Below are 12,287 nucleotides of genomic sequence, written 5' to 3'. Positions count from 1 at the left end.
ATGAAATTGCTGTTGAAATAGCATATTGTCTATATACATATACGCTAAAATAGAAGAAATAGAAACATATTAATGGGGGGCTAACATTGATTCTACACAAAGGAGATGTACTATTCCGTCAAGGCGAGGACGGTCCTTTATACTTTATAAAAACAGGCTTATTAAAAGTAGTTCGGCTAGAAGAAGACGGAACACCATTTTTATTCAACATTATCGTTCCAGGTGAAACGATACCTCATCATTCTTTAATTTCACCGAAAGAATATCACGGTACAGCTATCGCTTTAATAAAAACAGAAGTGGAACCGATCACTAGTAGTGAATGGTACGAGAGACTTCAAGCAAATCCCGAATCGTATGCTAACATCGCTATGCAATTGCAATCTAAATTAAGAATGATGCAACAACGAATTGATCAATTGACAACCGTCTCTCCGAAAGAACGTCTTCATCGTTTACAAGAATGGTTCACCCTATATTTAGGTGACATTCCTATATATGAAATATTAACACAAACCGAAATTGGTCAACTGATAGGTATACGTCGTGAAACAGTAAACCGTTTATTACGAGAACAAATAAAAAACGAGGTAAAATAAATACCTCGTTTTTTTGCTTATTGTAAGCTTGTTGCTGGGCCGAAAAATTCATAATGAATATGCTCTTGTTTCACACTTAAATCAGTTAGTGCAGCATTTATATGCTTCATAAATGCTACTGGACCACAGAAATAAAACTCTGCTTCAGTTGTCGGAATAATAGTTTTTAACCATTCACTTTCAATGAAACCTTCTTTATCAAAGTTCTTCATTTCTAAATCTTTTTCAGTCGGTGCAGAATAACAAGTATATGCTTTAACTTGTTCATATTCATTTTCTACTGTCTTAACGTGTTCTTTCATTGCATGTGTATTACTATTTATTGCTGCATGAACAAAATATACATTACGTTTTGAATCTTGTTCAATTAACGTATTTAACATACTCATCATCGGTGTAATCCCTACTCCACCACTAATTAGTACAACTGGTAATGTTGAATCCATATTTAACACGAAATCTCCCGCTGGTGCACTTACTGGTAAAACATCTCCTTCTTTTACATGTTCATGTAAGTAATTAGACACTTTACCGTCTGGTGTATCTACACCTTTTTCTTTTTTTACACTAATACGATAATATTCTTTCCCAGGAGCATCGGATAAACTATATTGACGATTATGTGTATATGTCTCACCTTCAATATTGATTTGAATCGTTACATATTGACCTGGGATGAATGAAGAAACTTTCCCTCCATCTTCAGGTTTCAAATAAAATGACGTAATAACATCGCTTTCCTTCACTTTTTTAACAATCACAAAGTTGCGGAAGTCTTTCCATCCACCTTCTTTATGTGCAGCTTCTTCATACATCTCTGCTTCAATGCTAATGAATGCATCAGCAATGACACCATATGCTTCTCCCCATGCATTTAAAACTTCATCAGGTGCACCTGCGATCTCTTTAATGGCACGTAGTAAACATGTACCTACAATCGGGTAATGCTCTGCTTTAATACCTAAACTTCTATGCTTATGACCAATTTGTTTTACAACTGGAATAATAGCTTCTAAATTATCAATGTACGTTGCAGCTGCATAAACAGCATTCGCTAACGCTTGTTGTTGTCTTCCCTTTTTCTGATTTGTATGGTTGAAAATATTCAATAACTCCGGATGTTCCGAAAATAAAATTTCATAAAATCTCGTTGTAATTTCAACGCCTTTTTCTTGTAATAATGGTACTGTTGACTTTACGATTTCAATTGTTTTTGCACTTAACATTGTATCCCACTCCTCTATTTCCTTAACTGTTTTTAGTTTAACTGAATCTTATAATGCAGATTGTGATTTTAATCACTATTAACACGGTGTTTTTGTGAATAATATATGAACATTATATTTACAAAAGAAAATAAGCTAACTAGAATTCTAGCTAGCTTATTATTTTGTTTGTATAGCTTGTTCAATTACTTTTATATCTTTCCCATCGCCAAACTCCGTATATCCCCAGATATTCGTTTCACCTCTATATTTATTTACGATAATATCCAAGTCATGATATACACGGTGGGCATACACTACATACTCAATATTTTGAAGTTCCACACCTTTTTTTACAATTTCATAGCTTCTATTTACATCGCGTTTTATTTTTTCATTCTTTATTTCTGTATGTATATTTTTTAACGATGATTCTTGTTGTTGAAACCATTGCTTAAATTGATTCCAATCCCCGTCTGTATAATTCTCTGCTTTACCGTAATTTAAGAAATTATTATAGCTTTCATGTGTCATTCGAATAAAATTTAGCACTTTTGTCTCTTCTTGCACATCTTCTATTTGAGCTATTGTATTTACCTCAGCAGGCTTATTCGCATAATGTAACAGCACTTTCATAAGACTATAACTCGCAATGATCATCACGATAATAATCCCGAATACACTTAACAATTTCTTCATATACAGAACTCCTTCTCTACTAAAAATATTACAATGTATGACTATACTTGTAACTTTCTCTCGTAGAAATATAATTCCTGTATAAATTCTTCCTATCATTTCGACAATATTTTTCTATACATTTCTCGTTGGCAAATGTTCTTGTAAAACAATATATCCTTCATAAGCTGTGTAACCGAGTATAGCCATTAATCCGATATAACAAGCAAATACTGTCCATTTCGTTTTCGCATCCACTTTATAATAGTTTTCTTGTTGTTCCTTTTCTGTTTTCCATTCATTTAATTTTCTTTCTGACGCTTCAAATGCTTCCCTTATGTGAATTGTATACTCATCTTTTTCATCTTCATATGGAACATAATCTAACGGTTCGAACTTCGGTAAAAGATACTCTAACACTTCCATTTTTTGAAGTTCACCTATTTGTAACTCTTTTTCCCGTTCTCTTTGTCTTAATGCATTCATCTCATGATGCATCACGTATATAGTCCGATGTACAGCACCCGTTTCTTTTAATTCCTCTTCAAGCCTAGTAACATATTCTTTCATCCCATCAATTTTATGCCCTAATTCCTTAATCGGCTCATCTCTCTTTATTACTCTATATAACTCCATACAACCGATAATAACAATAAATCCTCCCAAAATACTTTTAAAGTAAATTGAATAGCCAAGTAATAAAATAAGGCCTGCTCCCCAAATTTTAGTACTGACAACTGAAATAATTCTCCCACCATCTAGCGGCGAAACGGGAATTAAATTAAAGAAATTAATCATACTTCCAAGCAAAATAACAAGCGCCCAAAATGGCTCTTTCGTCATTATATAAAGCGGTATCGCCGGTAAAAATGACAGAAGTCCGAAAAGCGGCCCCATATAGGCAATGTAAGCTTCATCTTTCGCATTTTTCGGCACCTCTTTCATTCCAATAAGGGCCCCCATAAATGGAATAAAGATTGCTGGCGATGTCGGGATCCCCTTTCTTTTCGCAGCCCATAAATGGCCCATTTCATGAACAAACAACAAATAAATGAGCGCTACTCCAAATTTCCAACCATATAGAACTGCGTATGCGCCAAGCGATAGAAACATACTAAATACCGTTGAAAACTTTGCTAATTTAAAAATTGCAAATACCCACTTTAACTTAGACAGTAAAAATAGACCTATCGCAACAATAATTCCCCATAATCCTTTTTTATTATTTTTCATATTCCTCTCCTTTATCTCTCCTTAATGAATCATATCATTCATCAAAGCTTGTTCTTTTCTCTATTATGACATATTTTTTTCTATTGTTAGAAATAATGTTTATATAATCCATTTTCAGCCAAAAATATAAATAAAAGGAGGTGTACACAAATGAATTTACAATCTCTTATAATAGGTGCTCTATCGTTTTTAGCTTCAACTCTTATTTTTTATACCGTTAGTTACGTATTATTATTAGATTTGTTGCCCAATCACGTATTTATTGCCCTTGTCATCCTTTCCGCTCTTATGATTTCTTTTCTTATTACACGAAAATCAATGAATGAGCCATCTACAAAAGCAAAGTAATAGAGAGGGGTGCTTTCCCCTCTCTATTATCATTTCCTAGGAAAGGCCATATAGATTTGACGAGTTTACATTCATTCCAATCCGTAAGGGCTAATTAAAGTCTCACTTTATCTTTGAAAATTCATTTTTTCACCATAATCTTTAACAATCTGAATTATATTTTGAAACACACCTATTTTTTCTTTTTCACTGTTTAATATTTTCAAATCATAATTTTCGTAATATGTTTCTAATGATTTTAATTGTGATTCTGAAGCGCTTTTTATCGGAACAGTAGCATGTAATTCATATTGCTTATACCCTTCCTTTACTTTTTCACCTAAAATCATTTCACTCTCTTTTGCTCCAATTAATTTTTGAACTTTTTCTGGAAAATTGAGTTGCAAATAATATTCTTGCTCCTTCACTAACTTATTGTATAGTGATTGTGAAATCGTATACCGTACCGTATAATTCACGTTTTGATCGCCTGTTTTAATATGAAACGCGGTAATCTGCAAATCTTTTTTTGTTACTTCCGTTAAAGGGCTTACCTGCATCTCATCTTCTTTTTGTTCTGAGACATTTGGAAATATATCCAAAAGCTTTTCCGTATCTTTTTCATTCAACATATACATAGCTTTCTTATATTGCACCCATCCTCGTCTATCTTCTCCCCTTAACCATGCATAATAAGTTTCTTTTTTCCCATCTCTACTAATTTGTATTTCATATTCAGGTTCACCGAAGCTTCCTGTTATTTCTTGTTTCTCAGCTTTATTCAAAATGTCTATTACTAACTTCGCTTCTGATTCCTGCAACTTTTTCTCTTTATGTTTTTTTTGTATAACGGTTACCCCTATTGTTTCTTTCACTTCATTCACCGTCTCTTCTACTTTTTTTGTTTCTTTTTTCGGCTCAACTTGACCACAAGCTGCTAGTAACATAACAAACAACAACACCAATACATATTTCCCTTTCAAATTAATCCTCCTCTTACGATAAGAAATCCTTATAATCTTCATACATAAAACAAAAACGTGACATCCTATTAAATACGCTATACTAATCATTGAAAGGAGGTCTTTATCATGTCCATTAATTTTCATGATGAAAATAATAAGTACACATATGCAACAAGAAACGCTCATATTTCTTGGGCTGAAATGGTAAAAAACATTACAGAAATACAAAACAAGCAAATAATTGATATCGGCTGTGGTGGTGGGATTTATACGAAAGAACTCGCTCTTATGGGAGCCAAAAATGTTGTGGGACTTGATTTTTCAAAAGAAATATTACAAGCTGCAAAAGAAAATTGTAACAACTTTTCAAACATTTCATTCATCCACGGTGATGCACATAATATCCCATACCCTAATGAAACATTCGACATAGTTATTTCGCGTGCAGTTATTCATCATTTACAAGACATTCCTACATTTTTACGTGAAGCTTCTCGTATATTAAATAAAAACGGTGTACTTATTTTACAAGATCGAACAATTGAAGATTGTACAATTCCAGGAAGTCCCGAACACATTCGCGGATATTTTTTCTCTCTATTTCCAAAACTTATTGAAATAGAGTCAAAAAGACGTCCAAAAACCAACACTATACAGACAGAATTACAAAAACATTCTTTTCATGTACTTCCCACACAAACACAATGGGAAATACGAAAAATACATGATTCTGTAGAAGCATTATTGCAAGATTTATCTCCTCGAACAGGTCGATCTATTCTATATGAGTTAACAGATGATGAACTTTCTCAACTTCTACAACATATACAGACCGCATTACAAAACGTCTCTCCTATTATTGAAAGAGATCGATGGACAATTTGGAGCGCCATGAAGTTGTAAGGAAGGAAGCCTCACAAAATAATGTGAGGCTTCCTTTCTTTCATAATCTAATTTTGCAACACTCTTGATATCCTCCACTTCTGGCCTGTGCACTTCCACACTTCGGACATACTAAATATCTAGACTGATTTGTCAATAAACTACCTTTTTGAAAGAGTAAAACTTCTGCTTGTTTAAACGAACGCGAATAATATAACCACATAAAACCAATTATAGCAATAATGCCAAATAATACTCCCATCGCAAGCATTTCAGTCACCTCTTTTGGTTTGTTCTTTCCAGCAAGTGGATTGTTGTATTATTCTCTATAAATTCAAACAATCCCTTCTTCACTCCTATAAATATCAATTTTCTCTATAAAATTTACAATTCTCCGCAAATTTTCACTCCCATTTTACAATTCATCATTTCCTTTACAACAACGAATATCACTTTCGATATTTCCGTATATAAATATATCTTTCAAAAAACATATTGACTTTCTAAAAAAAACATGCAACAATACTGTCAGAATACTTGAATAAAAATTCATTGACGAGAACGAGTACGTTATAGAACTGTTCCCCAGAGAGTTGGCGATTTGCTGAAAGCCAACGTTCAGCGCGTAACCGAAAATCATCTCCGAGAAGTAGAACCGAATGTTACAGTAAGTTCTTACCGGCCGTCCCCCGTTACAAGGAACACGTATCATGTTGTACGTTGCAAAGCCGTATACATATAGATTTATTTCTACATGTGTAAATTAGGGTGGTATCGCGGGTAAATATAACTCGTCCCTTTCTTTAGGGACGAGTTTTTTGTGTTCTTACAAATGAATTTAAAAAAGGAGGAAAAACAATGAACACTGTATCAAAAAAACATATTTTTTTCACGGGTCTTATGCTATTTTCTTTATTTTTTGGGGCAGGTAATTTAATTTTCCCTCCCATGCTTGGCCAAAATGCAGGTGAAAACTTTTGGCCAGCAATGATTGGATTTTTACTAACAGGAGTTGGCTTACCACTACTAACTGTTATCGCAATTTCTCTATCTGGAAATGGAATGCAGCAACTTGCAAGTCATGTTCATCCATTATTCGGAATTTTCTTTACAGTAATTGTATACATTGCTATCGGTCCATCTATGGGCATCCCACGTGTTGCAAATGTCGCTTATGAAATGGGTGTTAGTTCTTTCTTACCAGAAACAATCCGCTCTAGCAGCCTAGTGCTATTTGTATATACAATCATCTTCTTTACTATCGTATTTTGGCTCAGTTTGAATCCATCTAAACTTGTTGATCGTATTGGAAATGTATTAACACCTATTTTATTACTCTCTATTTTCTTATTGTTTGTTAAAAGTGTATTTACACCACTTGGGCAATCAGGACCAGCAATGCAAGAGTATCAAACTTCTCCAATCTTCAAAGGCTTTATGGAAGGCTACTTAACAATGGACACTATTTCAGCACTTGCATTCGGAATTATCGTTGTAAATGCAATTCGCTCTAAAGGTGTGAATGATCGTAAGTCCATTGCCATCGCCACAGCAAAAGCAGGGCTTATTGCCGCTACAGGGCTCGTACTTGTATACGGTGCACTCGGCTGGCTTGGGGCAACTAGCGTCTCGCTCGGATATGCAAAAAATGGCGGACAGCTACTTACTGTTATCGTACAACAATTATTCGGTCCATACGGTTTGCTCCTATTATCTCTTATCGTTACACTCGCTTGTTTAACGACATGCGTTGGACTCGTATCTGCGTGCAGCCAATATTTTTCAACATTATTGACTACATTTTCATACAAAACGTTCGCGAGTATCATTTGCGCATTAGGATTACTAGTTGCCAACTTAGGTTTAACGAAAATTATCGCAATCTCTGTTCCAATTCTACTTGTTGTGTATCCAATTGCGATTGTACTCGTACTACTATCATTACTTCATAAATACTTCGGTGGATATCGCTCTGTTTATGTAGGTGCTTTAATTGGAGCAGCTGTAGTGAGCGTATTTGATGGATTAAAACAAGGTGGTATTTCAGTTTCATTTATCACACCATATTTTGAATTTATCCCTTTATATAATGAAGGAATCGGCTGGCTAATACCAGCATTAGTAGGAGGTCTTATTGGTCTTGCAATGGCTAAGTTAAGCGGTACGAAAAAAGTTCCATTAGTAACCGAATCTCACGAAGTAAAAGCCTCCTAAAAAAACTCCCAAAAGGGAGTTTTTTTACATTTGATACGCAGCATGATTAAAACTGCTTATTTTATAAGCCTTCGTATAATATTCAATATTCGTATCAACTGTTTCTACCTTGACAACATCATAGCGCTCTTCTTGCTTTACTAAAAATAAATAGTATTCCTCTGTTGCCTCAATAATCGCAATTTTATCTGTTTCAACATTATATTGTTCACAAAGCGCTTGTAATGCGTTCACATAATCCCCTAATTTTTTAGACTTATCCATTCCGAATATAGTTTGAACTAACATATACATTCTCCCCTTTATATGTACTGTTAACACCTCAATGATAACGCTTACATTATTTGTCGTCAATAAAAACATTCAATTGTTTTAACGCCAAATCTATATTGTATCGAGCCAATAATCAGCGAGGAATTCCCCGCCAATTAAAGTTTTACTTTATCCCGCATTAACTGCCCGTAAAAGTCCGATTGGTGAGGGCTGATAATCAGTGGGAGAGGAACAACCTCCCCACTGATTAAAGTTTCACTTTATCACTTCGTTAATTGATGCCTAAATGCATAAATAACCGCCTGAGTACGGTCACTTACATTCAATTTATTTAATATATTACTCACATGTGTCTTTACCGTTTTCAGTGCAATAAATAACTCGTCCGCAATCTCTTGATTACTTTTTCCCTCTGCAATTAATAACAAAATCTCAAACTCTCTTTCCGTTAAATCATCATGCAAAGGTTGCTCTTTCTTTTGACGCATACGGGACATCATTTTCCCGGTAACTTTCGGCTCTAATACTGTTTCTCCATCATAAGTAGCTCGTACAGCATCAGCAATATCACTTGCTCTTGATGTTTTTAATAAGTAACTGGTCGCCCCAGCCTCAATAACAGGATACAATTTTTCGTCATCTAAAAAGCTTGTTACAACTACAATTTTTGCTTCTGGCCATTCTTGAATAATAGCACGTGTTGCTTCGACACCATCCATCTCATCCATAACAAGGTCCATTAAAATAATATCCGGCCTTAATTGCAATGCTAATTCTGATCCTTTTCTTCCATTCTCAGCTTCCCCTACTACTTCAATATCTGGCTGTGTCGATAAATATGCCGATACACCCATACGAACCATTTCATGATCATCGACAAGCAATACTTTTATCATACTTCTCCCCCTCTCTCAATCATAATCGGTACTTTTACTTCTATTTGTGTACCTTTGGCCGGGAAACTAAGTACCTTAAGTGTCCCACCAATTTCATGAACACGCTCTTGCATCGATCTTAGGCCATATGAACCAGCCTTATTAACCCCTACTTCAAACCCAACGCCGTCATCAATGATTTTTAAAATCGCATATTGATCAATTTTTCGAAGGCGCACTTCTGTTTTCTTTGCCTTCGCGTGTCGCAACGTGTTTGATAGCGCTTCTTGCACAATACGGAATAAATGATCTTCTACACCTTTTTTTAATTCTATTGGCTCAATAAGCCATTCAATTTTCATATGTTGTTTTCGCGATAATTCCGTTAATAATTCCTCTATACCTTCTGTCAGTTTCTTACCTTCCAATTGTACAGGACGTAAATGAAGGAGCAATGCTCTCATTTCTGATTGAGCATTTACAACCATATTTTCAACAAGTTGCAATTGTTTTTTTGTCACATCTGGAAATTCAGTTATTTGTTCATTAATCGCTGACATCATCATCGACATTGCGAAAAGCTGCTGACTTACTGAATCATGCAACTCCCTTGCTAAACGATGCCTTTCTTGAGAAATCGCTTCTTGTCTCATCTCTTCATTCCAATGAGCTCGTTCATTCGTTACTTTTTGAAAGAGTCCAGCTTGCTCCTCTAATCGACGAGCCAGAACGATTACTTTTCGTTCCACTTCATGAAATTCATCATCTGCAGTAAACGAAACATCGCTCGGAAAATTCCCTCGCTCTACTTCAAATAGAAAAGTATTTAATCCTTGTATACGCTGCTCTATATAATAACCGATTGCATATCCTACAATTCCCCCGATAAGTAAACTTGTAGTCATAATAAACAAGCCAATTGGAACAGAAGCGATGGATTCCTTCCATAATAAATCATACACTTGTTGCTCGCTTTTCCATACATATACAATTGTACAAATGAGTGCGATACTAACAGAGGACAACATAGAATAACGAATATACATCCACGAAATATTTTTTTGTTTCTTCATTATACTTTCCTCACTTCCGTGTCGCCTACGACAAGCGAAGAAATAATTTTAATACGTCGAGGAGCCTCTTTATACTGCTCTGTTCTAAATGTAACATTGCGGTTAAACCCTGTCTCTTCATGACCTGGCAAGAGCACACGTCCGACAATAACAGAATGATTTAAAGAAAGTTCAATATCATACGGCACATATAAACGAATATTACCAACGACACCCCGAATAACAATTACCGTTTCCCCTTCTGGAATCATAGCAGTTGTTAAATCTATTTCCACATCACAAGCACCATATTGAACATTAATATCCTCAAGTTCATAAATATGATCCATCATTCGCACATTGCCTACAAACATATTTTTCAAATATGTTTCTGTACGATATATTTGCTTCTCTTCGTCTATAATCCCTTTTTCTTTAATTTCAACCTTCATTGCTTTTTGCTGATGCCCTTGTTGAATCAATTGATAACCAATTAAAGCTAAACAAGCAAATACGACAAGAACAAATGCTGCTGATGAAAATAAGAAAAATAAAAATACGATACCACCAACAAATAAAAATACATTTCCCCGTACATAACGATTCTTTTTACGATAATGCCTTCCAAACATAAGCATAATAAATGCAAAAATGAGACCACCTGGTTCAAAATGTCCAAGTATCATATCAAGAAAAAGACCGAATCCAAATATGATGAGGAGCATCCCCATTAATTGTGTCTTTGAAAAATGTTTCTTCATTTCAGCTCCCCCCTTCTTGTCACATATACATAGAAGAAAAGGCATTGCTTTCCAACACCTTTTCTCCTATCACTATATCATAAGCCTGTTTTATAATATACTACTATTATTTTGTTAACTCTTTCGTTAACGATACATCATTCTTTTCTTTCATTTCACGCTCAAGTTTTGCAATTTTCATATCAAATGTATCACGCTCATGCTCTTCATTCATACGAGTTTCTAAGTCACGAATGTGATCTTCAATTTCTTCAAATCGTAAGAACGGATGATTTTCATCCATTTTATGCATCGCAGTATTCATACGACGATTTGCATGTGCCATATTTTCACGTGCCATTAGTTCCATACGCTTTGCGTGCATTTCTTTTAATTTATTTTTCATTTCAGAAAGACGACGCTCTAACTCATCAATTTGCTCTACAACACCTGCATACATTTCTTCTAATCGAGTTACTTGACCTTCATAATAAGCTACCTCTTCTAACGCACGTTCGTGCAATTGCAATTCGCCTGCTTCTTGAGCAATGATAGCTTGCTTTGATCTTTTATTAACGAAATAACGTGCTTGCTCAAGCTCACGAGCAAAGTTAGATTTTAATGTTTTATGACGCTCAATTAACTTCTCAATTTTTGTTATTTCACGCTCACTATCACGTAAATATTGGTTTAACATCGCAATTGGATTTTTTCTTTCCTTCTCATCTAACACGTTATGAAAATCAGCTAAAATTGCATCGCGTACACGTCCGAATAAAGATTGTTTCATTATAAATCTTCCTCTCTTCTACTTTTTTTATAATTTGATTTATTGTTTTAGTTTTTCATTAATTTGTTCCACTCATCTTCAAAGTTGCTATATGGTTTAGAACTTTCTGGAGCAGATTCAACAACTACATCTTTTTCTTTTTTCCACTCACGGTATCCGTAGTATAAAACCACTAAAGCAGCGATACCGATTAATGCTGGCGAATGAGAAAGTGCAATGGATAAACCGATTAAACCAACAATCCCCCAAGCTAACTTTCCAAAAAATGATTTAGCTCGCACAAATGATTTATAGCTCCAATATACAACTCCTGCTCCGATTGCAAATCCTACAATACCAGCAAGACTACCAAGAGCAATTAAAGCCAAAATACCGGCTGCGATAAACGCTAGAAATTGTTTCATCTTGTGCTTGCCTCCCTTCGATTTGATACTCTTATCTTAACTATTTTTTC

Annotated in this window: 15 protein-coding genes and 1 other annotated feature; of the genes, 4 read left to right on the top strand and 11 right to left on the bottom strand. The window is 34.8% G+C overall.

Annotation, left to right across the window (positions count from 1 at the left end):
* Window positions 1-86: 86 nt before the first annotated feature.
* Window positions 87-599, top strand: a complete 513-nt coding sequence (locus DN399_RS07150; protein WP_000600585.1) for a Crp/Fnr family transcriptional regulator — start codon at window positions 87-89, stop codon at window positions 597-599.
* Window positions 600-616: 17 nt separating this feature from the next.
* Here DN399_RS07150 and hmpA read toward each other — a convergent pair whose 3' ends face one another.
* The 3 genes from hmpA to DN399_RS07135 all read right to left on the bottom strand — a co-directional run bounded on the left by hmpA (window position 617) and on the right by DN399_RS07135 (window position 3,715).
* Window positions 617-1,825, bottom strand: coding sequence for an NO-inducible flavohemoprotein (hmpA, locus tag DN399_RS07145; RefSeq protein WP_000947317.1), 1,209 nt, complete (start codon window positions 1,823-1,825; stop codon window positions 617-619).
* Window positions 1,826-1,984: 159 nt separating this feature from the next.
* Window positions 1,985-2,503 carry a hypothetical protein gene (locus DN399_RS07140; protein WP_000735526.1) on the bottom strand — a complete coding sequence of 173 codons (519 nt, stop codon included), beginning with the start codon at window positions 2,501-2,503 and terminating at the stop codon, window positions 1,985-1,987.
* A gap of 114 nt (window positions 2,504-2,617) precedes the next feature.
* Window positions 2,618-3,715: a site-2 protease family protein gene (locus DN399_RS07135; protein WP_000794499.1), complete on the bottom strand. Its 1,098-nt coding sequence runs from the start codon at window positions 3,713-3,715 to the stop codon at window positions 2,618-2,620.
* Window positions 3,716-3,865: 150 nt separating this feature from the next.
* Here DN399_RS07135 and DN399_RS07130 point away from each other — a divergent pair, with 150 nt between their 5' ends.
* Window positions 3,866-4,063, top strand: a complete 198-nt coding sequence (locus DN399_RS07130) for a hypothetical protein (protein WP_001053357.1) — start codon at window positions 3,866-3,868, stop codon at window positions 4,061-4,063.
* A 107-nt stretch (window positions 4,064-4,170) separates the two neighbouring features.
* On the opposite strand, the gene DN399_RS07125 is transcribed toward DN399_RS07130, so the two are convergent.
* Window positions 4,171-5,025 carry a YhfM domain-containing protein gene (locus DN399_RS07125; RefSeq protein ID WP_000677063.1) on the bottom strand — a complete coding sequence of 285 codons (855 nt, stop codon included), beginning with the start codon at window positions 5,023-5,025 and terminating at the stop codon, window positions 4,171-4,173.
* Between the two features lie 108 nt (window positions 5,026-5,133).
* Between DN399_RS07125 and DN399_RS07120 the strand changes: the two genes are divergently transcribed.
* A complete protein-coding gene (locus DN399_RS07120) occupies window positions 5,134-5,910 on the top strand; it encodes a class I SAM-dependent methyltransferase (RefSeq protein WP_149149424.1) in 777 nt (258 codons plus the stop codon).
* Between the two features lie 40 nt (window positions 5,911-5,950).
* Here the strand turns inward: DN399_RS07120 and DN399_RS07115 are convergent, their stop codons facing one another.
* Complete coding sequence (locus DN399_RS07115) at window positions 5,951-6,160, bottom strand: hypothetical protein (protein ID WP_000880630.1); 210 nt, start codon at window positions 6,158-6,160, stop codon at window positions 5,951-5,953.
* 272 nt (window positions 6,161-6,432) lie between these two features.
* Window positions 6,433-6,691, top strand: a binding site (T-box leader).
* A gap of 56 nt (window positions 6,692-6,747) precedes the next feature.
* Here DN399_RS07115 and brnQ3 point away from each other — a divergent pair.
* A complete protein-coding gene (gene brnQ3 / locus DN399_RS07110) occupies window positions 6,748-8,103 on the top strand; it encodes a branched-chain amino acid transport system II carrier protein BrnQ3 (RefSeq protein ID WP_016122166.1) in 1,356 nt (451 codons plus the stop codon).
* Between the two features lie 24 nt (window positions 8,104-8,127).
* Here brnQ3 and DN399_RS07105 read toward each other — a convergent pair whose 3' ends face one another.
* The 6 genes from DN399_RS07105 to DN399_RS07080 form a co-directional block, all read right to left on the bottom strand.
* A complete protein-coding gene (locus tag DN399_RS07105) occupies window positions 8,128-8,466 on the bottom strand; it encodes a DUF3922 domain-containing protein (RefSeq protein WP_002025529.1) in 339 nt (112 codons plus the stop codon).
* 173 nt (window positions 8,467-8,639) lie between these two features.
* Window positions 8,640-9,272, bottom strand: a complete 633-nt coding sequence (locus DN399_RS07100) for a response regulator (protein WP_000598707.1) — start codon at window positions 9,270-9,272, stop codon at window positions 8,640-8,642.
* Entirely contained in the window at window positions 9,269-10,324 is a 1,056-nt protein-coding gene (locus DN399_RS07095) for a sensor histidine kinase (RefSeq protein ID WP_000744326.1), read from the bottom strand. Before DN399_RS07095 ends, DN399_RS07100 begins: the two co-directional genes overlap by 4 nt.
* On the bottom strand, window positions 10,324-11,064 hold the full coding sequence (gene liaF / locus DN399_RS07090) for a cell wall-active antibiotics response protein LiaF (RefSeq protein WP_000716095.1): 741 nt from the start codon (window positions 11,062-11,064) through the stop codon (window positions 10,324-10,326). Before liaF ends, DN399_RS07095 begins: the two co-directional genes overlap by 1 nt.
* 106 nt (window positions 11,065-11,170) lie before the next feature.
* Window positions 11,171-11,833 carry a PspA/IM30 family protein gene (locus tag DN399_RS07085; protein ID WP_086385525.1) on the bottom strand — a complete coding sequence of 221 codons (663 nt, stop codon included), beginning with the start codon at window positions 11,831-11,833 and terminating at the stop codon, window positions 11,171-11,173.
* A 47-nt stretch (window positions 11,834-11,880) separates the two neighbouring features.
* Window positions 11,881-12,237, bottom strand: a complete 357-nt coding sequence (locus tag DN399_RS07080) for a lmo0954 family membrane protein (protein ID WP_000808640.1) — start codon at window positions 12,235-12,237, stop codon at window positions 11,881-11,883.
* Between the last annotated feature and the right edge of the window lie 50 nt (window positions 12,238-12,287).

Origin of the sequence: Bacillus sp. AR4-2 (assembly GCF_008274865.1) — a bacterium.
In the GTDB taxonomy this organism is placed as follows: domain Bacteria; phylum Bacillota; class Bacilli; order Bacillales; family Bacillaceae_G; genus Bacillus_A; species Bacillus_A cereus.
This window is presented reverse-complemented; position numbering and strand designations above follow the sequence as displayed.